This is a genomic window from Paenibacillus sp. FSL K6-1330 (genome assembly GCF_037976825.1).
In the GTDB taxonomy this organism is placed as follows: Bacteria; Bacillota; Bacilli; order Paenibacillales; family Paenibacillaceae; genus Paenibacillus_AQ.
Map to the genome: position 1 here is coordinate 6759338 of NZ_CP150269.1, position 25718 is coordinate 6785055.

Consider the following 25718-nt stretch of genomic DNA (forward strand, 5'->3'; position numbering starts at 1 on the left):
AAATGGTCCACCGAACATAGCATCACTCCTTTCTTGACGAGTTAACAATAAAAAAGCACGCTTACTCATAAGCGTACTTGAAGTCCTTCCTGATTGATTCTTTTTTTTGCTGTTATTTTATCTCTAAATCTTAATATCGGCTTCTCATAAAAAAAGTAAATAAGAGATGATATTAGATATATGGATAGAATTGAAGCAATTAGGTATAAGGATTTTACCTCAAATGAAGAGTTCACAATGTACCTTTGAAGATAGACAAACAGTTCATAGTGTACCAGATAAACTGAGTAACTGGTCACACTAAAGAAATAAAAAGCCTTTTCTGAGCGGCTGCCTCTGAAGAACGAGTTGAGCTTCTGATCTTCTGACAGGGTTATCACTAAGAAGCCGGAGCTAACAGAGATCACATTAAAGAAAATTGTTCGTCCGAACAAAGAATTATTCATTGCTTCTTTCCCGGCATCGAGAACAAAAATATAATAAAATACACAAAATAATAGCAAGAATGTTGTGAGGAGATACATGCAGCTTCTATGCCTCATTAATTTCTCAATAACATGCGGATAATATATTTTGATTCCTGCCAGCAATACACCGAACATTATGCTATCCAACCGAAGAAATATCTGTTTTCGAACGCCGTAATCCCAAGTTGGGTTTATCGTTAGTACATAATAAAACCTTGCGATGGTTACGACCAAAATAACTAAGCAACAAATGGCAAAAAAGGTTGTTCTTGAGTTATTCCTCGTAATAAGCAAAGCTATGATAAATAACGGCGGTATCAACAAATAGAACCACTCTTCTATCGATAAGCTCCATGAAACCGGCATAAATCCCAAATGCATCTCATTAAAGTTCTGGAGAAATATTAAATTTGTCCAGTTAGGATGCTTTCCTACTATTATGATGAGAAGAATCATAATCAAGAAATAAACAGGAAGCGTCCGGAACCATCTTCTTTGATAAAAAACGAATAACGGTTTAAAAGAATTTTGCGGCAGCACATCTTTAATTATGATGCGGCCAATTAAATAACCACTTAATACAAAGAAAATTTCTACACCAATCAAACCGTTATATGACAACCATTGAAGATCATACTCTCCAAAAAAAATGCGGCCATGGCTAATTAAGACCATAATTATTGCTATGCTTCGTACTACATCGAGACCGAAATTGCGCATCCTTATACTCCTTTAGGTTTTCCAGAATATTAATATTATAAGGAATATACGAATATGTTGCTATACAAATAACTAATCAGTTAACGGGTAACAGATCCCATCAAGAGAAATCCAACCGATATTTTCATATAACAGTCCACGCAAAATCTCGCATTTTCGGGGATGAGGGTAGGGGAGTTATGTTCATTAAAATGGCCTGACATTAATTTTGATGAACATAAAATCAAATAATCTTACGAATTATGAAATTACCCCTCCGAAGGAATCCAAGATCTATCAGAATTGTTGTTCTGGTCCTGCTGTAATGGAATGACTTAAAATCAGCAAAAGAAACAACAAAAATTCAACATGACCTATCGTAACTTTATTGAAAACTACCATGATGAAAAGTTTGTATTCGCAAGAGACAATAGTTCCCCTGCTTCCTATTGATATCTACCGGTACATGAAGCAAATATTAGCGAAGACCAATACTACAAAAAAATGCATTCCCCACATTCTTCCCCACACCTATATAAGTTTACTGGCAGACGCAGGGTTGGATTTAAGTACAATAATGCAGCGCGTTGGACATACTGAGGCGAAAAAATTCCGGTTTGCAGGAAGCGTGATTTTTTCACTGGAACAAAACCCAACAACGCCCGTAATCGCAGTTATACGGGCGTTGTTGGCTGTTCATGTAATCTATCGACATTGTAGCATGAAGGCGCAGGCCGGGCAGGAATAAAGAACTTCAAATCTAAAAGCTATTGATGACTCTTTATATATAGCCCACAAGAATTAAAAAGCGAAAAAGTAACTGCTCTAAAATGGATTGACGATATAGTTTTGATCTTGAAAGAAAATAGATTTTTTCTCTAAGTCGTTCCCTAGGAGCAATAAAAAGTTCAAGCTGCTCTCTCTTTTTTTCGTCCATTAAATGCCCGTATGCTCCATAAAACTCTCTTGCTTGCATGACAAGAAGATGCTTATCCTTATGTTTTATGTAACTGCGATATTTCTGCTTTAGTTTGTTGAATAATGAGTTACTTCCACCTACAACATTATTTTCATGCTGGCGATACAGTATCGAAGGTCGTTTATCATATATTACATTGCCGAATCCAGATACCAACAAGTAAAACCACCAATCATGCATAATGATTTTACTAGGATCGACCTCGTACCCTTTAACAAATTTATTTCTCGCGGGCCTATTTATCGTAATAGTTGCCCCAACAGCAAGATTTTGCACCAAAGCGTTGTAAAATGAAGGTTGCTTCGAAGGGGCCTTGGGCCAAGTACCGAGAGAATTTAACTCTTTATCGGTAAGCTCCGTTGACGTAAATACCATCGAGGGAGTATGATCCGATTGAGAACTTAACAAACTTACAGCACGCTCAATTTTATGCTCCAGCCATACATCATCCTGATCGCAGAAACAGTAATAATCCGCATGGGGATCGGATTGTTGAACCAACTCAAAAAAACTGGAGACAACCCCTATATTACTTCCAGTGATCACTTTGATTCGGTCAGGATGAGTTTCAGCATATTCCTTTAATAATGCCAATGTTTGATCGGATGATCCATCATCCCGTACAAGAACGGAGATATGAGGATAACTCTGCTTTAATATACTTTGTAGTTGCTCGGATATATAGTGCTCTCCATTATAGGTAGATAACAGCACCTGGACCTGATTCATTCTTTGTATCCTCCAAATAACTGCTAATTATAACATAAGGCCTGATCATACAGATCAGGCCAATATTTGCTGTATTCACTTCAAGTATAGTTCAGGGTGCTCTTTTATATCCAGCATAAACTGCTTCAATCCTTCTCGCCAATGCGGCAGATCTTGCAATTGATTTAAACGGATCGAAAGATGATCCAATACAGAATTGGCTGGCCGAGGAGCCGGCCGAGGGAACTGTGCGGTCGTGCATGGCTGCAAACTAGCCATAATCTTTATACCCAGCTGTTCCTCTGCTTCTTCGAAAATAGCTTTCGTAAACTCGAACCACGTGCATGATCCGCGGTTAGAGGCATGGTAAACGCCGTATTTTTCAGTAGTCGATACTTGCAGTAAGAAACGAGCCAAATCTACCGTGTACGTAGGTGATCCCTTCTGGTCATCAACAACTTGCAAAAGCGGTTTCTCTTGTCCTAGGCTAAGCATCGTCTTCACGAAATTACTTCCCTGAAGTCCAAATAACCATGAGGCACGAACAATAAACCACTTAGTACTAAAATCTCTTACGATCTGTTCTCCAGCAAGTTTGGTTTGGCCGTAAACTGTTCTCGGATCGGTTGGATCATACTCATGATAGGCTCTGTCATGGGTACCGCGAAATACATAATCCGTGCTAATATAAACGAGCTTAGCTCCAACTTGTTCGGCTGATCGAGCAACATTTCTTGTACCTATAGCATTGACTAGATAAGCTCCGTCGATATCACTCTCCGCGGCATCCACTGCTGTATAAGCAGCGCAGTGAATGACACAATCTGGACGGTGTGATGCGATTATTTGTCGGCATTGATTCAGGTTTGTAACATCCAATTCTTGTCGGCTGCAAGGAATTACTTCATGTCCGACCTGACCAAAAATATGAATGACGTCCTGACCGAGTTGTCCTTGAGCTCCAGTTACCAAAACCCTCATTGGTCTTTACCTAATCGACTGCCATATTGCTTGGTCAGATATTCACGATATTCCCCAGATTGAATTCTGGTCCACCATTCCTTGTTACTCAAATACCAAGTGATGGTTTCCTTAATTCCGGTCTCGAAGTTATGCTTCGGCTTCCAACCGAGTTCTTTCATTATCTTGGTTGGATCGATGCCATACCTACGATCATGGCCAGGTCGATCCTCGACAAATTGAATCAGCGTCTCAGGTTTGCCAAGCTCCTCTAAAATTGTCTTAACAATATGAATATTTGTACGCTCGTTATTGCCCCCAATGTTGTAAACATCACCAACTCGGCCTTGATGAATAACAAGATCAATTGCGCTGCAATGGTCCTCAACATAGAGCCAGTCACGAATGTTCATGCCGTCGCCGTAAACCGGCAAAGGCTCATCATTTAGTGCACGAGAAATCATGAGCGGAATTAACTTTTCGGGAAATTGATACGGACCGTAATTATTGGAGCAACGTGTAATATTCACCGGAAGGCCAAAGGTTTCGTGATATGCTCTGACGAGCAAATCTCCACCCGCTTTGCTGGCTGAGTAGGGACTGTTTGGAGCAAGAGGTGTCGAATCGGAGAAGAGTCCTGTTTCCCCTAGGGATCCGTACACTTCATCCGTTGAAACCTGCACAAATTTGGTTACCCCGTATTTTTTAGACGAATCCAATAGAACCTGTGTACCGAGTACGTTTGTATTCACAAATACTTCTGGCTCCAAAATACTGCGGTCTACGTGGGATTCAGCAGCGAAATTAACTACAACATCGATGCCTTGTTGAAAGATTTGATCTACTGCTTGTTTATCTGCAATATCCGCCTGGATAAAGGTATAGTTTGCTTCCTTCTCAACAGAATCCAAATTTTCCAGGTTCCCGGCATACGTAAGGGCATCCATGTTAATGATCTTATAATCTGGATGCTGCTGCATCATGTATAGAATAAAATTACTACCTATAAAACCGGCACCACCGGTGACTAATAGTCTCATGGCTAGATACTCCCCTACTCAAAATTCATTTCAGCATCCTTCAACAATGGATGCCGCTGATCTTTATCCGAAAGAATCGGGTTCGATGTTGGCCAATCAATCCCTAAAGCCGGATCACTCCATAATATGCCGCGGTCATGTTCTGGGGAATAATATTCGTCTACCTTATACAACACTTGCGTGTTAGGAACGAGGGTGCAGAAACCATGTGCGAACCCCTTAGGGACTAAGAGTTGTCGCTTGTTGTGTTCACTCAAGATAACGCCTACCCATTGGCCGAAGGTAGGTGAACTTTTCCGAATGTCTACCACTACATCATAAATAGCTCCCTCTAGTACACGAATTAGTTTTGTCTGGGCTTTGGAATTGAGTTGATAATGAAGACCTCGTAACACGCCAGGCTCAGATGAAAGGGAGTGGTTATCTTGAATGAAGTTGTAATGGACGCCGTTTTCTTGAAATAATCGTTCATTATAGCTCTCCATAAAAAATCCCCGATGATCCCCATGCACTTTGGGTTCAAGTAAACAAGCTCCTGTTAATTTTAATGGAGTTAATTTCATATCTTTAGGACCCTCCTTTATAATTTATAATTTGAGTTTCCCAAATTCCTCTCCAAACTCTAAGTTCTTTGCCAACTCATTGGCACGAGCTAGTGAAGAGTGAGTACCTGCATCCGTCCACCAACCTTGAAGAACATCAAAAGTAAGTTCACCACGTTCAATATATGCATTATTTACATCTGTAATCTCTAATTCACCGCGTGCAGAAGGTTTTAGTGATTTAACAATCTCAAACACTCTATGATCAAACATATAAATCCCTGTTACAGCATAGTTGGATTTTGGATGTTGCGGCTTCTCTTCAATAGATGTAATTTGGTCCCCTTGTAATTCCGGAACTCCAAATCGTTTAGGATCAGGAACTTCTTGAATCAAAATTTTGGCACCATTCTTTTGATTTTGAAAGTTCAATATAAATGGAGTTATATTATCCTCGAATACGTTATCACCTAAAATAACCACCATTTGATCATTTCCAACAAAGTTCTCAGCTAGATCAAGAGCCTGGGCAATCCCCCCGGCTTCGTCCTGTACCTTATATGTGAAGGTAACGCCCATATCTCGGCCGCTACCCAAGAGATTAACTACATCCCCCATATGTTCTCTACCAGTGACAATGAGAACTTCTTTAATATCAGCCTGCTTAAGTTTATAGACGGCATGAAAAATCATCGGATATTTGCCTACTGGCAAAAGGTGTTTATTAGTTACTTTTGTTAACGGGAACAAACGCGAGCCTGTGCCACCTGCAAGAATTATTCCTTTCATTGGATCCCTCCGGTACTTCCCTTTAATAATTATTTTGAAATAATATATGTGATTGGAATGGTAACAACAAAGACAACAGCCCTGTCCAAAAAAGATAGGGCTATGGTATTAAACAATTACTTCTTTTTTAAAATCAAACGTCTAGATTCCTCGACCGCTTCTTTAGTAGCCTGTAAATAAGCATATCCATATCTTTTATCTGGTTCTAAATAGGCACCTTCTCCCCACTCATTCCATGCATTTATGAATACCATTTGATCGTCTAGATCTAGCCTATTCTCCCCTTCTTTTATTACATCTTTTAACCATTGCTTGTACAATGCAGGTGTTGCCCCCTGGAAAATCATCCCTTTGTTATTACGACGTGCCGTATTGTCCCACATTGGCATTACCGCTCGATATAGCTTAGGGAGGTCATATTTAAAATAACGCTGATTTTCTACTAGATCTTTATAATCGAAAACTTCCCCCGCGAAATCATCGCGGACATAATCAATATCCTGAGTAATATTCTTACAATTAGTATATACTGTCCCCGGGTGAAACTCTGAGACAGCATCGTAACCTAAACCAAGCAGATCTAAATTAGTCATATTTTCTTTTACTGCAATGATATACAATTCACCTATCTCTTGTTCCAGGCAATATTCTCGCCAATAATTGAGAACCTTTTCCGGTTCCGGCATTAACGACGGTCTATACACCGTAATCATTTTTTTTCCTTGAACTGTGATATATCGCTCATCTCTTAAAAACCGAATCATGTCTTTAATGACATTCTTGTAGCTCTCTACACTTTTAGGCTGTTCCATCAATATCCCTGAGTTCGTTCCGTCAAAACGCTTCGTCCAATTCTCATTTGCCCAGCACAGAGAGAAAGGAAAGTCCAAACTTTTATCGGCCAGGAACATCTCAATCGGCTTCTCTAGCAGTCGCTCTCCGTCAAACCAGTAATAATAGAACGAGAAACCGTAAACCCCATACATTTGAGCTAATTCTATTTGCCGGGCCATATTTTCCCTCAAACGAAGATCGTAAAACCCAAGTTCCCCTGGCAAACGCGGCTGATAATGCCCAACAAACTGCGGGACAGCTCGACAGACATTATTCCATTCTGTAACCCCTTTTCCCCACCATTCTTCATTATGCGGGTCTGGATGAAATTGTGTCAGGTAATAGGCAATTATCTTACTATCCCCACCCTGACGCTTATATGGAGCTTCGGTAATTGGAATATAAGCTGATAAATCCTTATCAGGGATTCTTAAAATCTGTTCAATATACTTCATTGATTCAGCATTATTCTCTGGAACCAGATCTACCGTGTTTATAGATGAAGCAATTGACTCTATATCATCATCATCATGGTTATCACCTGGATAGTCTAATAAGGAAGGTTTGAATGTCTTTTTTGACCAGTATAAAAATCTTCCTTTTGCATTTGGAGATAGTAACGGTAATTTCCAGAATGCACTCTTCATTGCACGGTACAATCTTTTATCTTGCGTATATTTTTGTGCTGCGCTTTCTACAACTTGAGACTCTAGAGTCTTGGTAGCAACCACTTCATTCAAGGCACTGACCGTATGAAATTGATTGCTTCTTACCAAATCAATAGTCTGTTGAGTAATTGATTCCCATGTATTCTCCAACGCTTCTTCTGTCAACAAACGGCAATAAGATTTATCAAAACGTAATTTTAGAGCCTTCTCAATCTGCTCAATAAACTCTTTCTCCGTATTTGCTATTAAACATGATTTGTATTTCAGACATTCAGGAAGAGCATAGGTAACTATCGGTTTTTGTGAGGCCATGTATTCAAAAATCTTTACTGGAGAAACAGACTCCGTAATATCATTAACAATAAACGGTAAAATGGCGATGTCATAAAACGCCGCATATTGGCTTAGCTCACTATATGGTTTTGAACCTATAAAATGTACGTTTTTGTAAGTTAAAAGTCCACTATCTTTTAGACTTTCATCATGCTCATGACCAATCAGTAACAGAATAAATCTTTCATCCATAGCTAATTTTATTAATAGATCATAGTCGATCCATTGTGCTAGCGCACCATGATATCCGATCACGACTTTATCGCTGTTAACGATACCCTTAATATCTTCAGGGCAGTCAATCGAATTGCGGTCAATATTCCAATGATCGTAATCGACGCCATTCGTTATCATTTCCATGTTTCGAGTTCGGTAAGGTTTTACCTGATTGAATAATTTATCAGATGTTGCCACAACAGAAATCTCTTCATTTGATAGAACATATTCATGTCTATCTAATACAAACTTAGGGATGTTACCTGTTATTTGTGGAGTTATTTCATCTATATACTCATATAAAATGTTATATCCTTTTTCCTGGAATGATCTCAAATCATCAATAGTTGTAGCTAAATCAATAGACTGCAACCGAATAATTTTAAGACCCGATTTTCTATCTAAGATCTCAAACAACTTCCTTTTAACCTCGTAGTTATCGAGATTCACGATACAAAGCGTGGGAGAAATAAATTCGCAGATTTCAATATCTTTATCTACTAAAGGATGTGCGCCATAAAATGAGATACCACCTACATTCCCAGCTTGTATGGACAAGTGCTGGAACCGCTGAAATAACGGTGTATTCCAACCCATTGGGACATGGAAAATATCAATAAAAGTATGTGACGTTTCCTCAATCCACGAATCTATCTTTTGCCATATATCGCTGGTGTGAACTAATTCGGCAATTTTACCGGAATCTCTAACATTCTCAATGCACTCTGGTCCTTTAGTTAGTATCTTTTTCATTGTTTTTTTCCAACCTATAGTTTTAATATTTTGACTGGTTTTCCCCAACAACTTAATACTTTCCCTACTAACATTAATCGCTTTTTGCCTTCTAGTTTTTGCTATATCCAGCACTTTCCTTATCGGCTTAGTTAATTTCCAAGTTTTTGAGTTCACTAGTATATTATATTCCCTGGCTAAAATCTCCAGATTATGAGCAAGTTCATTCCGGTCTGTACTAAGAAAGGATAAGTCAATTTGTTTTTGTTGCAGATCGGAAGTTAAATGATCTACATCCGATTGTTTTTTCTGCAGTTCGGAAGTTAAACCATCTACATCCGATTGTTTTCTTTGCAAATCGGAAGTTAAACGATCTACGGTTGATTGTTTTATTTGTATATCGGAAGTTAAATGATCCACAGTTAATTTTAGTTCGTGCTGATTATTTTCTAGCTGCTCTATTTTGAACTCATATTCTGCATTTTTGAGAATAAGATTATCTTTCTTTTGATTAAGCGATAGATTTTCAGCACGCAAGGCATCTTTTTCTATAATTTCTGATTCAATCGCTGTTGATAGATAAGTAACAAGTGTATCTTGTTTAAGTGTTTCCAGATGAAATGTCACTTCCAGAAAATTACAATTGGTACTGTTTTCTTGTAAGAAATAAATAGGATCTTTGGTTAAAAAAATATCCCCCACACTTTTTAAAGGAATGGAATTATACGGCAAGAAAACACACTCGTTTCCATCAATTTCTGCACGGGAAATTTCACATACGCAATATTCTCCTTCGATCGGATCAAACCGAAGGTTTCTCACAGCAAACTGGCTCAAATCAAAATTCAGGGTAATCTCTCTTGAACTCTTAGTATAATCAACTTGGATTTTATCATGATCATTAAATCCATTGCCTGTATCTATATATAAATTCGCAACACCATAATCATCACTAAAGATATAGTCGTCATTCGTCAAATACTTGGTTTTTTTCTGCAGAATAGACTTGTCAAACATTTTTACATAATTCGCAGAAAAGTATCCTTCCCATTGATAGAATGTTCCTATCATTTCATCGGTTATTTCAAAAAGTTGATAAATTCTCTCCTCTGGAACCTGATTGTTAACAACGATATGTTTTTGGTAAAATTCTTTAATAGCCCGCCAAAAAATAAATTTCACTGGTAAATGACAACCCATATACCATTCATAATCAAAAATCACTAGGTTACGAGTATCATAGAATATATTATCAAATAAAACATCAATATTACTGAATGGGGTAAACTCTAAATCCTCGTTACACTTTGTAGGTCCAAAAATCCCATGAAACTCACTGGTATAATAATTTTGTTGGATCCCATAAGAAGTAAGGACGTTATAGAACATAGAAAGAATAGAGAAAAACCCACTGTCGTCAATATTTTTCGATTGTTCCAACAGTATTTTCTCGACTGTCGGCAAATTTACGTAATCATATATCAACTCTTTCCCAATCATCTCCACAGGCAATAAATCAACTCCGCCCTTAGAATCGTTGGATTGTTGATAGTAATGTTTCATTTTTTCAAGATGAGTAACCGCTTCTTTAGTCAGTGCTTGTTTCTTTACCTTTAATTTTCCATCATCATTATAAACAACGGTGCAGATTTTATATGCATCGTCTCTGTTGGCGTTAATCTTAACATACTGTATGTCGTGCTCGTTGCTTACATGCTCATAGCCATTATCATGTGCTACAATCAAGAAAGAATTCGAGAAGCTGCTTTCGACTTTCTCTCGAATTAATAAATTTTGCATCTCTATTTCGTCAAAAAACATAAACCTGTCAGTATCATAACTATGAACATCATACGATAGAGGAATCTTATCGAATCCTTGCTCTGAATAGACAACTTCAGGAAATTTATAATCCGGGTACGGATAATAGAATTTCTCTGCCACAAGTCCACATTCGCTCAATAATGATGAAATTTCAGTTTTCGAAAAAGTTCTAACTTTAGTATTGTGAGGGTAACCATCTAAGCCAACAAACAACTCCCCCACATGATCTTCTTTTGCTCCAGAGAAATACTTCATCCCCAACCTATTTTCGATAGCCAACAAGAGCTTACCATTTTCAGCAAGGAGGGGAGTTAACTGGTTCAAAAATTCTTCATACGGTCTATCACCCTCAATGAACCCTCCGGCATACTCTAAAACGCCGTTTACAATAACGTAATCAAACTTCCTGTTAAAGCGCATATTTTTTATATTGCCAACAAATATTTCTAGATTTCCCTGAGACTTGTGTCTCTCGTAATTTATGGTTGCCCTTTGTTTGGTTAACTCTACAGATGCTACATAGTCAGCCTTTTTGCATAGGAGTCCTGTTAAAGCGCCGCAACCTGAGCCAACTTCTAAGATTGAACAACCTTCTTTGAAAGGGAACCAATTCAAAATATTATGGCGAAGTGAGGAAAGATGATAGAATACTGGCCAACTTACATTATCTAAACTTTCTATGTACGGATAATTTTTGTTACGAACTATCTCTAATATTTCATTTTCTACTTCCTCACCATCTGAATAATCATCTTCGTTGTAATAGTATTTCAAGTTAAAACTAGCCAAAACAAAGCCCCCTTAATTCTTTCCTTATAGATAATCAGACTAGCTCTTTTTTCGGCGCTGTATTGAGACCTCGTCCGGTTCGCCTGAGTCAAAATGAACCTGAATATCTGTTATTTTGTTCTCAATGACTAAAAAAGATATTATCCTTGAATAAGAATCGATTTCCGTTAAGAAGGTTCGTCCATCAATTTCAGAAAAATTATAAGGAACCCCTTTTATGCCCAAAACACCACCAATATCCTCATATAGAGAATTTTCCAGATCCTTCAGATCCTTTATTCTTACGATTTTTGGAGCAATATCTCCATTTCCATTTTGATAAACAGTTAGATAGAAGTAAGATCCAACTTTTATAATATCGTTCATTCCTCTTAGTTCAAATGGAACTTTATATTCCCTGAGAAAATCAAAAGACGAATTCATATAGTTTGCTACAATGATTTTCCCAGGCCCCGACACAAAATAAAGCTCTCCTTCAATTAATCGGATAGAGCGAATATATGAGCCTTCCATCAAATATCCTAGTCTAATCACTTTCTCAGTTAATAGCTCAAGACCCACCTTTTTGAGCACGAAGACATGCTGAGACATAGCAGATATCCCATAAAAGCGTTCCTTATCTGCATCATAAAATATTTTATTCGGACGTTGTCCTATACGTTCAACGATTTGGGATTGTAAAAACCCCTCTCCATTACGTTGAAAGACCCTAACTTCATCTCCCAAAGTATCCTCTATTAAGTATATGGACCCGTCGCTGGATATAGTGTGGGGGTCTCCCATGTTATCTGATATTGATTTCCAGCTTCCGATAGGATCCTGTAAGTTTTGATTATAGATAACCCTATGATGCCAGCAATCAACAATAAAATACTCATCCCCAATCTTCTCTATAGAAGTCGGTGTGAATAGTTTCTCTCTCCATCTCATTGACTCCGCATTTTCTGCTTCTACCATACTATTAGCTTGCACTTCTTGAAGTGATTCTTGCCTTGTGAATTTCATATATGAACTGCAAACTTCTTGTGTATTCCCCACCATTTTCACATTCCCATGTTCCAACCAAACTACCTTTGAACACATAGAGCGTATCTGATCAATGCTATGAGAAACCAGAATAACTGTAGTTCCACCGCTCATCAGTTCTCGCATTCTTTTTGCGCTCTTCTTCTGGAAGTTGATATCTCCTACGGACAGGATTTCATCAACAATAAGGATATCAGGGTTAACCAGCGTTGCAATAGAAAAGGCTAGACGCATTATCATACCTGATGAGAAATTACGGATAGGTGTATCCATAAAATCTTCAAGCTCAGAAAAACTCACAATTTCATCGTAACGATCAATTAGATATTGTTTGGAGTAACCAAGGACTGCCCCATTCAAAAAAACATTCTCACTAGCAGTTAAATCCACATCAAAACCAGCACCTAATTCAAGCATTGGCGCTATGCTGCCTTCGACTTGAACAGAACCAGTAGTAGGTGTCAAAATCCCCGATATGATCTTCAACAAGGTGCTTTTCCCAGCGCCATTACTACCAATAATACCGACCACTTCACCTTTTTCGATTGAAAAAGAGACGTTTTCTAAAGCAACAAAATCGTTGTATTCGAGTTTCCCTGCAATTTTTTTAACCATGAATTCTTTCAAACTAGAAATACGATCATTTGCCATTCGAAATTTCATGGATACATTTTCTACATTAATCAAGCTTAGCCCTCTCTTTATAGATGAAGAATAAATTTATTTTGAGTCCGCTTAAATACAAAAACACCAAAAATGAAGGGTATAACGGCAAAAACCCCACAATATAACCACGCCATTGGATCAGGGAATCCTCCATTTAATATGATGACTCTAACAAATCTAATAAAATGATACATAGGATTAAATTCCATTACAGTCATCATGAAAGGAGGAAGGATACTCTCCGGATAAAAAATGGGTGTGATATATGTCCATATCGTTAAACCAATACTATATAAAAATTGTGTGTCTCGAAAGAATACCATCATAGAAGCGAGAATTAGTGAAAGTCCACAAATAAATACAAATAGACATGCTATTCCAAAAATAATGGCGATATGATGATATGTTATATTTATTCCTGTTGATAAAATAACTATATAAAGGGCTAGTAAAGACAGTAGAAAATTCACCCCACAAGATAAGATGCGAGAAAAAGGATAAATATATTTCGGAACATATACCTTATTTATTAGAGATGCGTTCTGGACTATACTGGTCATAGCTTGCGAGGTTGCCTCTCCCATAAAATTAAAAAATACAATACCACTCAGTAAATATACTGCATAATTGGGTATATCAAAACGAAACAAGGTAGAAAACACTAAGTATTGTACCGTCATGGTCAACAACGGATTTAATAAGCTCCAAAGTATCCCAAGAACAGATCGTCTATATTTTGTTTTAAAATCTCTTTCCACTAATTGCGATAAGAGAAATCCATACTTAGTAAACTTTTTTATTAACGTTCCAAACATCAAATAATCCCCCAAAGGTGTGAGTTTCATTCTAAAATGCTATTTAACCTCTTTAATTCTTGAGAAATCTAGCCCCTCTCTTCCTCATATGCTAGAATATTGTCGTATCTACAAGAAAAGGAGCTAAATACGTTGTCGAATCCAGTATACGGTAAAAAAGCCGCCGCGTCGAGAAAAGGTCAGACGGGATCGGTTTTGTTTTGGGTGTTAATATCAGGAATTATTCTGTTCCTAGCTTGGACGCCGTTCCAAACGGCTCTATTTAACGGACAAATGTTAGAATTTGAGAAACCGATTTTCTGGGCAGCTATCTTGGCTTGTCTACTACTATTTCTCTGGATTGCTCATTCCTATAAAAGCATCCAATTAAAAGATCAAAAAGATTGGCTGGCCGTGGGTGTGCTTTTACTCCCTATAACTTACATACTTTCACTCATTAGCGCCGCCTCTCATGTTCTTGCCATGAATATGGTAATCATTAATTGTATCTACGCCATAATGTTTATCATCGGTTTATATGTGCTACGTGAAGAATTGGGAAATCGAATTATCCAAGTCACGATGATGACGGTTGCCTATCTTATCGTGGGATTCGGCTTGCTCCATTGGTTTGGGCAAGGCAAGACTGCGGGTGCCATTGCGAAATGGTTTTCCAATACCGTTTTAAACGGAACCTACACCCATGCGGTCATGACAGATTCTAACGGTCTTCGTCTGACTTCCGTATTCCAGTACGCGAATACTTATGCCGCTTTTCTCATGGCATTCCTTTTCGCAGCCGTCTTTTTCGTTACAACATCACGTAAATGGTACGGGCAAGCCTTTCATAGCTTCATGTTGGTACCTATCATCGTCTCGCTGCTCTTGACGTTATCTCGGGGCGGTCTGGTGATGTTACCTGTTGTGTTTGTTTTGTTGCTCCTATTCCTGAAACCAGCTAAACAACTATTATGGATCTTGTACTGCGGTATAGCAGGCGTGACATCACTGATCGTTTCCAAACCGGTAACAGAGCTGGGGTTGACGTTAAATGAAGCCTTTAGCAGCACTGGTGCCCTTAAGGGCTGCGGTATTTTGCTCGGGGCTTCCGCTACTGTAGGACTTCTCGGATGGGTAATACAAAGTTTTATTGCGCCAAAACTTGAACGGTCTTTAGACAATTGGTCGGCTAAAAAAACCTCCAACTTATGGATTCCACTCGGTTCCGTTGCAATTGGAGGCTTGCTGATCTTCCTATTCATCGGTACCGGATTAAAAAATATACTTCCGCAAAACATCAGCGTCCGACTCGAAAATATTAACTTTAATCAGCACAGTGTTCTGGAACGTTTTACATTCTATAAAGACGCCATGAAAGTGCTGGCTGACTACCCGATCATCGGGGCCGGAGGCGGAGCATGGGCTTCACTCTATGAGCAATATCAGAACAACCCATATACAAGCCGTCAAGCCCATAACTTCTTTTTGCAGTACTTGATCGAAGTCGGAATTGTCGGATTTGTGATATTCATGTCGTTTATTCTGTATATTTTCTACAAGTATATTCGCGGTTATATCAAAGGGAATGAAGACGAACGTAATAGCCACTTCCTTTATCTCATCATCGTCCTTTCCATTTTGATTCATAGTATTTTGGACTTTAATATGAGCTATGTGTTCATGGGAATTCTAGTATTTCTGGGACTTGGCGGAATGGCAGCCGTAATGGATAATAAGCCTGTGAAAAAATGGAGCCTCAAAGATTCAACGGCCAGAGGTGCATATAGTGCAATCGTTGGGCTTTGCGCTATTTTTGTCATGATTACATCTATCCGGTATGTACAAGCCGCCGACTCGGGAATGGAAGCACGAAGAATCGTTCAAGTCAGCTCTTCATTTGAGGAAATTAAGGCTCCTCTTGATAAAGACTTGAGCATACGCCCGAGCCATCCCGACTCGGTATTGTTAACCGCATCACTCTATCAGACTATATATAAGCAAGAACAAGATGAGAATTTTTATAACGCATCTGTTGATCTACTTAATAAAGCGTTAAAAGCTGAACCATATAACAAGTCTATGCTAAATCGATTAATTGAAAGTTACGAAATGAAACAGCAACCGGAGCAAGCCTATGAAGTACTTATCAACAATGCCTATAAATTTAAATGGGACATTAACTGGTCCGAACAGATTATCAATAAAGGTTATGATCTAGGGACGAAGGCACTTGGCACAGGAGACCTAGCAACGAAAGACAAGTACTTCAAGCAAGCAACCGAGGCATTTGCCGAGGTTCAGACAGGTATTCAGCATTTAGCTACATTACCAGAAGGACAACTGCAAGGACGCTCATTTGAGAACACACCAGATATGATCCTACATGCAGGCAAAATGTACTACATGATGAATCAACCGGAGCAAGCATCAGAAGCTCTTAAGCTAGGCATACAAGAAGATCTCTCGCAGACAACACAACAGGAGATTGTACGGTGGTATTTGGCAGCATTACAAAAACAAAACTTGAGTGATGATGCCCTTATGGAGAAACTAACCCAAGTTGATCCAAATGCGAAACAAAATGTTCAACAGATTAGTGATCTTCAATTCTAATTAAAAAAGGGACAGTTCGTGGTAGAAAATTGGTATTATCCCCTCATGGTAGACAGTGAAAAAAGAGATCATGTTAAAATGAACTCAACACTGGAACCGGAGGGGATTTTTGTTATGTCAGCGAAGAAAGGTCAAACTTTTAATCGATATAGCGAAGAAACGAAGAAAGAGGCTGTTCGTCTTAGAGTGGAAGAAAATTGGACATACAGCCGGATCATGGAGAAGTTGGGCATCAAGAGCGAAAGCCAAATCATAACATGGGTACGTAAGCATCAAAACGGGGAAAGTTTCGAGGATTACCGAGGACGCTGGACCAAGAAACATTTTAGTAGTGCAGAAGAAGAGAATGCCTATTTGAAAGCGCAGGTGGAGTACCTAAAAAAGCTCAATCCGAACTTGCACGGGGAGGGAAGCTGGATTTCGAAGCCCGGTGCAAGTCCATTCAAGAAATAAGCAAGTGGGCTCCAGTGACTTGGCTTTGCAGGATCGCTGAGATTTCACGTGCAGGGTTTTACAAATGGAGAAGGACTCTCGCCAGCAGAATGAAGCGAGCAGACCGGGATGCGGTTCTGAAAGCACACATTCTAGGCATACATCGAATCCGCCCTTATTTTGGTTACAAGCGTATGCGAACCGCTTTAGGGAAAGAAGGCTTGGTGGTGAATCACAAGAAGGTACGTCGCTTAATGAGAGAGCTGCGCATTCGTTCCGTGATTCGCAAGAAGCGTCCATTTGCTGGCCGGAAACCGTCAGTACTGTTCCGTAATGTCTTAAATCGGGAATTCCTGGCTACGGCTGCCCAGCAGAAGCTCGTGACAGATATTACGTATGTCCGAATTGGACATGAGTTTGCTTATCTTTCGGTTGTGATGGATCTGTATAACAATGAAATTGTGTCCTGGGAACTCTCCGAGCGAAATGACTTGAAACTCGTTACGGACACAGTAAAGAAACTAAAATGTGGGCCATCCTTGCTCCATTCAGACCAAGGGTTTCAGTATACGACACAAAGCTATGCCAAGTTGCTTGAAGAGAAGATGCTGACGGGGAGCCATTCGAGGTGTGGGAACTGCTTTGACAATGCCTGTATCGAGTCGTTCTTTTCCCATTTAAAGACCGAGAAGTTATATTTGGAGAAGCCACAGAATCTGGAGCAAGCGAGAATTCAAATTACAGAATATATTTTGTTTTATAACGAGGAGCGTTTCCAAAACAAACTCGGCGACCTCTCACCGATTGAATTTCGGGAAAAGGTCGCCGCTTAATAAATTCTCTTTTTTTATTGTCTACTTGACGGGGCTATGACCAAATCTCTACCCAACTGTCCCATTTTTCTTATCGATTATGAAATCGTCTCTACTACTGCACCTTTGCCAAAACCCCACTCAAATAAGCAATCAAATCATCTCTCAAATCTTCCCGCTGCAGTGCATAATGAATGCTGGTTTCAATAAAACCTAACTTCTCGCCGACATCATGGCGCATCCCGTCAAAATGATACGCATAGATCGGGCTCCGATGAGCTAAGGTGGAGAGCGCATCGGTCAGTTGGATCTCCCCGTTCTTTCCAACCTCCTGATTCTCCAGCAAATCGAAGATTTCCGGCGGCAAAATATAGCGGCCCATGATGGCCAGGTTGGAAGGCGCCTCGGCACGTGAGGGCTTCTCTACCAATCTTGATGTTTCATAGATTCGTTCTGATTTCTGAAATCCATCTACGATCCCGTAACGGTCCACTTCGTCACAATCAACTGGCTGTACGCCAACTATGGCAGATTGGTAGGTGTCGTAGACTTTCATCATCTGCTTCAAGCATGGCGTCTCTGACTCTACAATATCATCGCCTAGTAACACCGCAAAGGGTTCATCTCCAATGAACTTACGTGCGCACCAAATGGCATGGCCTAGCCCCTTAGGCTCCTTTTGACGGATATAATGAATATCTGCCATATTGGAGGGCCTACGCACTTCTTCGAGGAGGTTCCATTTCCCTTTCTCAGCAAGGTTATGTTCCAGCTCAAATGAAGAATCAAAATGATCCTCAATCGCCCGCTTCCCCTTACCCGTCACAATGATAATGTCCTCGATGCCAGAAGCGACCGCTTCTTCGATGATGTATTGTATGGTCGGCTTGTCCACAATGGGTAGCATCTCTTTCGGCATCGCTTTCGTGGCCGGCAGGAACCGCGTACCAAGTCCAGCGGCCGGTATGATCGCTTTTCGAATGTTCATCCTATCTTCTCCATTCCCGTAAGTCTCCCATATTGATGACATTGTATCATGAGTCCGGCTAACCCATCGATTAAAATCGGTTTTTGTCAAAGGCAGGCGGCTTATTATTCGTGGCTTTGCCGCTTAGGCCTCGTTGCCCTTCCCTTCATTTATCGGTTTAGATGTGGCTTTTTCAAGGCGAGACAGATAACTGGAAATAATGCCTTCCAACTTTAACCATGGAAAGCCCCACTACCCTCCGATATACTAGTACGAAACTTCGATGGACCAAAAAGCCAAAGGAGCTGGTTGCTGATGAAAGAGAGAGACGTCTATTTCGATAACCTCAAATTCATACTGATCCTGTTGGTGGTTGTGGGACATCTCATCGAGCCGTTTAACGGCGAAGCAGCGATGGGAACGATCTATCAGTTCATTTACTCGTTTCATATGCCGCTGTTTATTTTCGCAGCCGGTTATTTCTCCAAACGAGTTCAATCCCCCAAACAATACGTCGGCCTGCTGTCGGGACTGGTCGTGCCGTATTTTATATTTGAGACGCTCTATACCCTGTTCGACTACTACATGCAAGGCTTGGACCGACTCGACTTCACGTACTTCTACCCCAACTGGATTTTGTGGTTCCTGTTCAGCATGATGCTGTGGAAAATGCTTCTGCCGTATCTGCTGATGCTCAAATACCCGCTCGTCGTCTGTTTCGCGATGTCCATCATGCTCGGGTACTCGATCGATGTCGACTATTACGCAAGCATTTCGCGCACGCTGTACTTCCTGCCCTTTTTTCTCATCGGCTTTTATTTTAAAAGGGAATGGCTGGATACCATCAAGACCAGGCCATTTCAGCTGCTATCACTACTCCTGCTTGCCGCAGGGTTTGCCTTGTTATACACGCTGTTGCCGATCCTGCACACCAGTTGGTTCTACGGGGCGATGCCTTACCTGGAGTTCGGCTTGGAATCGTGGTATGCGGGCTTCTACAGAATGATCACCTACGCCTTCACCGCCATCATGGGAGTGGGTGTCCTCTCCCTCATTCCGGACTCGAATACACCTTTCACCGACCGAGGGATCAATACCATGTACGTCTTTTTGCTTCACGGGTTCATCGTGAAAACGATGCAGCATCTCAACTGGTTTGAAGCGTTCCGATCGGCGGGAGGCAAGCTGCTGCTAATCCTACTCGGCGCAGTCTTAACCTGGCTGCTGTCCTCACCCTGGATCAAGCGGGGTTTCGGGTGGATCGTCGAGCCGAACGTCGGGTTTCTATTCAATTATCGATCCAAGCACCGCCATGAACGCGTTGAATTGAAACGTTCCGATGCAAAAAGGAGTGATGCCTAATCTGGCATCACTCCTTTTTTATGAGATTGGGACCGCTCAATAGGAACTCCATTTGAAAATCAGAGTTCCTGAAGCAGGTGCAACCAATTGCAGTGTTATCCGCTATTATCGACATTTTCAAATTGATCTGCTTTTATATTTATGTAGTACAATATATCATTGGTTTGCTGTAGATAGTGTTGGCTCAATGTAGTGATGGACATCAATTCCTGTTGTGTTGCTCAAACGTAAATTTCATTTTTCTTTTTGTAAAATATCACCTTTATTAAGCGCATCATTCAACTCGGTACTCAGAAACGTATTCAAGGTGGTCCAATCTTTATAATTAACGGAGATGTTAAATCGCTGTTCTTCCTCTCCGACCACGTGTCCCTCCATATTAATCTGGGAAGCCACATAGGTAGGGAGCATCTCTTCTTTCGTTATTCGGACCTCTAAACCGTACTCTTCTTGAAAGTGCGTAATTGCCACTTTTTGTGCTTCCTCTATGATTGCTGTTTGTTCATTTCCCTTCACGTCCTTACACCCCCCAAGAACTACAGCCCATAAGGTAAGTAACCCGAGCCAAAGCATATATTTTTCAGATATCATATTCCCCCGCCTTTTTACTCTTAATCCATAACAGGCTATTCTCTCGATTCTATCACTAAATAAAACAATAGATTCCAATTATAAACAATTGTCGTATAAATCTCACCCTGCGCATAGGGAACTGAAGTCCCGAATACAGCGCATATTAAGCCCCCCTCATCTTATTCCAAAACAAAAAAACATGCCTGACCCATGCAAAGGTCAGACATGTTGTATTTACAATCCGTTCCTTATTTCACCAACTGCCCCCGCGTAACGCCGAGCTGGTTAGTAGCCTTCAGCTTCTTCCACACCTGGGTGCCGCTGATCTCGCCGCGCAGGGCGCGGTTGTAGAGATCGATGACCTCGTGGACTTGTTCTGGCGTTTCCTCGAGGAACTCCACACGGTAGCTGGATACGCCCAGCTCCATGAAGTTCGCCAGGTACTCGGCGCCGGATTGTTCGATGGCATTGTACACGGTGTTACGGCAGCCTTCGTCGACCCGAACCGGATGGGACATGCCAATCCGGTCCTGCAGGGACACGCGGCTCTCTTCGCACGGACGACCGCAGTTCGTGAAGTCCGTTCCTTCGCTGAGGAACGTACAATACACGCAGTGCTCTGTATGGAACATCGGCAGATGCTGATGGATAACGATCTCCATCTTGGACGTGTCTGCCTTGCCGAGAAGATCCACCATCTGCTGGATGTTCAAGTCATAAGAAGGCGTGACGGCGTCACATCCGGCTTCGACGAACAGGTCAACCGCCTTATGGTTGGCAATGTTCAGGGAGAAGTCGCCGATCAGCCGGGGATGCTTCGCCCCCGGGTTTTCCATCCGGTGGCGCAGGTAGAAATACAGCGCACCGGTGTTGCGCACCAGCACGGCGTCCGGCTGGAGGCGCAGGATGTTGTTGTGGTAGCCGTTCTCGCCCGGCATGTGAATGCGCGGCGTTGCCAGCGCAATCTGCTTGCCGGCTGCACGCACGGCTTCCACCGCTGCCGGGAACTGCTTGATGAACTCGAAGTCGGCGTAGATCATCTCGACGCCGGCCTCAAGCGCAGCCTCAACCTGCGGGAGGCTGCGGCACAGCGCGGTGAGCTTCGCCTCACCGCGAGCCACGGGCGCTGCGGGCACAGCCGCATCGCCATACACCGACACCGCCCGTTTCACGTACACGGGCGGCTTCGGCCGCTCGCCGGCGAGCAGCTCCACCGCACGGCGGCGGATGCTGTTGAGCTCGCGAATCGGCACGATGACGTCGCCGTACAGGTCGACGTCAAGTGCCTCAAGCTGGAACACCGTTCCGCCCAGGCGGCCAAGCTGCTCCTCCAGGATCTCCTGGCTGAGCGGCCGCTTCTGGGCAATCTCTAGTTCCAGCTCCGAATCCACCTGGACCGTCGTGCCCTTCTGCACATCGGTCCACCAGGTCGTCAGCGGCTGTCCGGGACGGCCGCTGACACGCACATGTACCGGGAATACCCGGTACGGCTTCTCCGTCTCGTACGTCTGACGGAGGCGCTTATCCAGCGCTGGATCGTTTGTCTTCCAGATCCGGTCGCCAACGTGCAGCTTGCGCAGGTCTACGTCGCTCCGGCCGGGAACGATATCGACGATCCAGCCTTCCTGCGCTTCACCGTCCAGCTTGACGCCTTTGCGGCGCACGTCGTAAACGCGACCGCCTTCTTCTTTTTTCGTTGGGTCGCCTGCATCAAATACGATACCGTCCCCGCGCTTCAGCGGTGCATCCAGCTTGCAGACGACACCGTCGCGCAGAATCTGTTCCACCCGGCCGAGATACACGCCACGGCTTTTCGGGAACGTACCCTCGACCAGCTTTTTATTGTTCGTTCCATCCAGGAAGCCATGGGTGAAGCCGCGGGAGAAGCTCTGCTGCAGCTCACGCACCTCTTCCTTGCTCGGTCTCGCATCTTCGCCATCAAAATACCGGTCGATCGCCTTCCGGTACTTGCTCACGACGTTAGCCACGTATTCCGGACTCTTCAACCGGCCCTCAATCTTGAACGAGGTCACTCCCGCTTCAATCAGCTCCGGCATCAAATCGATAGCGGCCAGATCTTTTGGCGAGAGCAAGTAGGCGACGTCGCCCATCGGCTTCTGCTCACCATCCACGATTAGATCGTACGGCAGACGGCAGGCCTGCGCGCACTCTCCGCGGTTGGCGGAGCGGCCGCCCCACATTTCGGAAGTCAGGCATTGGCCCGAGTAGGATACGCACAATGCACCATGCACGAATACTTCCATTGGAAGCTTCGCCTGCTCCCCGATCTTCTGGATTTGCTTCAGATTGTTCTCGCGTCCCAGTACGACTCGTTCCATATTGAACGGCTTCGTGAATTCAACGGCCTCCGGCGACGTAATCGTCATCTGCGTAGAGCCGTGGATCGGGAAATCCGGGGAAATCTCGCGAATCATTTTCACCAGACCCAAATCCTGCACGATCACCGCATCCACGCCGGCATCCACGCATGCATCAATCAGCTCCTTGGCATCCTCCAGCTCATTCTCGAACACCAAAATATTGAAGGTCAGAAATCCCTTAACCCCATAACTGTGCAAAAAGGCCATAATTTCGGACAGCTCATCCATCCGGAAATTGTTCGCTCGTGCGCGCGCATTAAATTTCTCGACCCCAAAAAAGATCGCGTCCGCCCCGTTAGCCACCGCAGCCCGCATGCAATCCCAATCCCCTGCAGGGGCCAGCAACTCCACGTCTTCTCTTCGTAGTGCTTTCGTGTCCATCTATATCCTCCCAGGCCGGTTCAAGCCGGCGTGCTGTGTACTACTATTCTTTCATTGAAACCTGCAAGCCATACTCTATTTTCATAGAACAGGACATCCGACATCTATATCAATTGATTTTGTAAATCTTTGAAAGCTTTTCAACTTATCTAGTTTACCAAAAGTCCGGCTTCTCTTCTACCTGCTAACTTGATTTCCACACTTTTGATAGTGTTGCCATAATCCGCATAGCACCCTGTTTCGTAGAAACAAAAACAAGCCCTCCCAATCGGAGGGCTTGCCTCACATCATCCGCAGCGGATACTACCGGTGGATGATCGTCCATACGCGGCCAGTGTGCTTATCTCTTTTCTTAATATAAGAGATTACCTTCCCTTTCCTTTACCAGGGATTTGCATTTCGATCTCCGAATCCTGTAGTCAGAGCCTCCTTAACATCTCAGCGGATGACAGCCATCCAAGCATGCCCCGGACCACGCATCGTGCGCATTGGGAGCAGTGCGCGCGATGTACAATCCTTGGGAACGGAATCGCCTCGAACCGTCAAGCGGTCCAGGAATTCTTCACCACAGGTTTGCGAGTGCTCGTCCTGCACTCTAGGTTTGCCAATGCACGTCCTGCACCACGCGCCCTACTCCTACTCCGCACCCTCCAGCACAAAATCCATGCTCGCTAAACGCTTGCCATTCACGACAATGTGAAGACGGTGATCGCCGGAGTAGAAACGGCGGGTGGAGATTGGTTTAAACGACTGCTTCTTCTCCACCTTCCAGCTTCCCGGCGCATAGATCTTGTCCGAGCATTTATAACGTTTCGGCGCAAGCTTGCCGTTTGCCTTCATATAATCGATCTCGTAATCGATGCGGAGCGTCATCGGATTGCCGGTTTCGTTAACCACTTGAAAAGCAAACTCCAGATCGTCCCCCATCGCAATCACGGAACGTTTAATGCGCAGCTCACGCACCTCAAGTCCTTCCAGCTCTTCAAGCTCCTCATACCCGAAAATGGCCAGTGCCCGAATATCTCCCTTCCGCAGCAGCGAACGCAGCGCATGCCGCACGATCCAATCCGTTAACGGATGTTTGCCATACCATTTGGCGGCAATCTCAAGCACAAGGTCCGGGTGATCCTTGGAGATATCATTCAGGTGATTGGCAACGCTTTTTCTAACGTATAAGGAAGGATCCTCTTTCAACTGCTCCAGGATCGGAAGAGCCGGACGCGGATCCTTAATCAGAGCCGGCAGCTGCGGCGCCCAAGGCAAGCGTGGTCTGCAGCCTTCACTCGCCAATCTGCGCAGATGCTCGTCATCAGACTGTGCCCATGTCATCATCTGTGCCAGCATCTGTTCCTGATCCTGGATGATAAAAGGCCGAACGGCAAACTCCGCCGTAGAAGAATGCGTGAATACCGCCAAAGCCTCCATCGATGTCTCCAGATCCTCCATCCCATTAACCTCTACGTAATCCGGAAAGAACACATATTCCACGCCTCTAAAGTGCGGGGCTACCTGCTTCAAGATCCCAATGGCTTCCGGGTAAGAAGCAGGCAGCGTATCCGTTAAGGCTAGCGTAATATGCCGAATGCGCTGCTTGAACTCCTCCTGTGCCCAGTCTTCATTATGAATCAGCTCCATGAACCGGTTCGCATCGAATGCCGGATAAGTCTCCTTCAACCGGTCGGTCACTTGCTGGAACAACGTATTTGAATATAGATCCTTCAGCGTCTCTCTCATAACAGATCTCCCCAAAAAAATAATTTTTACGATATTTTATCCTTGTATAATGGAATCCTGAAAGCCCTTTATTTATGCGATAACCCAGCGGTTCCAACCCATCTCCAAAAGAGCCGCCGACCGCTATAACCCCGCTTTCCGCCTCTTCCCAATCCAAAACATGTGGTGTAGGATGAAGTTGCACGCCTTTCGCTTTAGTGCGGTAGTCTGGTTGATTCCAGTTTGCCAAATTGGGGGGCGTTTTGCTTTATCCAAATCCGACCTCCCAACGTTGGGATGCCTCAAGATGAATAGTTGGGTTAGTCCATGAACAACTTTCTTATCTCTAAAGAAAAACGTCTATCGACGTACTTTCACAGATGACAGACCCCATTTAGAGAAAGTTTTTCTTTCGAGA

General features: G+C 42.7%; 16 protein-coding genes. 3 read left to right on the plus strand and 13 right to left on the minus strand.

The window, feature by feature from the left end:
* Positions 1-65: 65 nt before the first annotated feature.
* The 9 genes from NYE54_RS30930 to NYE54_RS30970 form a co-directional block, all read right to left on the minus strand.
* Positions 66-1187 (minus strand): acyltransferase, encoded by a 1122-nt coding sequence (locus NYE54_RS30930; RefSeq protein ID WP_339268376.1) that lies wholly within the window; start codon positions 1185-1187, stop codon positions 66-68.
* Positions 1188-1947: 760 nt separating this feature from the next.
* Positions 1948-2874 carry a glycosyltransferase family 2 protein gene (locus NYE54_RS30935; RefSeq protein ID WP_339268377.1) on the minus strand — a complete coding sequence of 309 codons (927 nt, stop codon included), beginning with the start codon at positions 2872-2874 and terminating at the stop codon, positions 1948-1950.
* 75 nt (positions 2875-2949) lie between these two features.
* Positions 2950-3834 carry a dTDP-4-dehydrorhamnose reductase gene (gene rfbD / locus NYE54_RS30940; protein WP_339268379.1) on the minus strand — a complete coding sequence of 295 codons (885 nt, stop codon included), beginning with the start codon at positions 3832-3834 and terminating at the stop codon, positions 2950-2952.
* Positions 3831-4853, minus strand: a complete 1023-nt coding sequence (rfbB, locus tag NYE54_RS30945; RefSeq protein ID WP_339268381.1) for a dTDP-glucose 4,6-dehydratase — start codon at positions 4851-4853, stop codon at positions 3831-3833. Before rfbB ends, rfbD begins: the two co-directional genes overlap by 4 nt.
* A gap of 14 nt (positions 4854-4867) precedes the next feature.
* Entirely contained in the window at positions 4868-5416 is a 549-nt protein-coding gene (gene rfbC / locus NYE54_RS30950; protein ID WP_339268383.1) for a dTDP-4-dehydrorhamnose 3,5-epimerase, read from the minus strand.
* Positions 5417-5440: 24 nt separating this feature from the next.
* Positions 5441-6184: a sugar phosphate nucleotidyltransferase gene (locus tag NYE54_RS30955; protein WP_339268384.1), complete on the minus strand. Its 744-nt coding sequence runs from the start codon at positions 6182-6184 to the stop codon at positions 5441-5443.
* Positions 6185-6300: 116 nt separating this feature from the next.
* Positions 6301-11580, minus strand: a complete 5280-nt coding sequence (locus NYE54_RS30960; RefSeq protein ID WP_339268386.1) for a glycoside hydrolase family 99-like domain-containing protein — start codon at positions 11578-11580, stop codon at positions 6301-6303.
* 39 nt (positions 11581-11619) lie between these two features.
* The gene (locus NYE54_RS30965; RefSeq protein WP_339268388.1) at positions 11620-13293 is read right to left on the minus strand and encodes an ABC transporter ATP-binding protein; all 1674 of its coding nucleotides are present in this window, start codon (positions 13291-13293) and stop codon (positions 11620-11622) included.
* 14 nt (positions 13294-13307) lie between these two features.
* Positions 13308-14087, minus strand: coding sequence for an ABC transporter permease (locus tag NYE54_RS30970; protein WP_339268389.1), 780 nt, complete (start codon positions 14085-14087; stop codon positions 13308-13310).
* A gap of 132 nt (positions 14088-14219) precedes the next feature.
* Between NYE54_RS30970 and NYE54_RS30975 the strand changes: the two genes are divergently transcribed.
* Together NYE54_RS30975 and NYE54_RS30980 are read left to right on the plus strand one after the other, a co-directional pair.
* Entirely contained in the window at positions 14220-16679 is a 2460-nt protein-coding gene (locus NYE54_RS30975; RefSeq protein ID WP_339268390.1) for an O-antigen ligase family protein, read from the plus strand.
* A gap of 114 nt (positions 16680-16793) precedes the next feature.
* A protein-coding gene (locus tag NYE54_RS30980) for an IS3 family transposase (protein ID WP_339268392.1) occupies positions 16794-17944 on the plus strand; the annotation gives its coding sequence in 2 pieces (ribosomal slippage) (positions 16794-17055 and positions 17055-17944; 1152 coding nt in all).
* Positions 17945-18038: 94 nt separating this feature from the next.
* Here NYE54_RS30980 and galU read toward each other — a convergent pair.
* The gene (gene galU, locus NYE54_RS30985) at positions 18039-18911 is read right to left on the minus strand and encodes a UTP--glucose-1-phosphate uridylyltransferase GalU (RefSeq protein WP_339268394.1); all 873 of its coding nucleotides are present in this window, start codon (positions 18909-18911) and stop codon (positions 18039-18041) included.
* Positions 18912-19205: 294 nt separating this feature from the next.
* Here galU and NYE54_RS30990 point away from each other — a divergent pair, with 294 nt between their 5' ends.
* On the plus strand, positions 19206-20252 hold the full coding sequence (locus tag NYE54_RS30990; RefSeq protein ID WP_339268396.1) for an acyltransferase family protein: 1047 nt from the start codon (positions 19206-19208) through the stop codon (positions 20250-20252).
* A gap of 234 nt (positions 20253-20486) precedes the next feature.
* Here NYE54_RS30990 and NYE54_RS30995 read toward each other — a convergent pair whose 3' ends face one another.
* The 3 genes from NYE54_RS30995 to NYE54_RS31005 all read right to left on the minus strand — a co-directional run bounded on the left by NYE54_RS30995 (position 20487) and on the right by NYE54_RS31005 (position 25321).
* Positions 20487-20768 (minus strand): hypothetical protein, encoded by a 282-nt coding sequence (locus NYE54_RS30995; protein ID WP_339268397.1) that lies wholly within the window; start codon positions 20766-20768, stop codon positions 20487-20489.
* Positions 20769-21073: 305 nt separating this feature from the next.
* The gene (locus tag NYE54_RS31000) at positions 21074-23587 is read right to left on the minus strand and encodes a DUF3656 domain-containing protein (RefSeq protein ID WP_339268399.1); all 2514 of its coding nucleotides are present in this window, start codon (positions 23585-23587) and stop codon (positions 21074-21076) included.
* Positions 23588-24223: 636 nt separating this feature from the next.
* On the minus strand, positions 24224-25321 hold the full coding sequence (locus tag NYE54_RS31005) for a DNA alkylation repair protein (RefSeq protein ID WP_339268401.1): 1098 nt from the start codon (positions 25319-25321) through the stop codon (positions 24224-24226).
* Positions 25322-25718 lie beyond the last annotated feature (397 nt).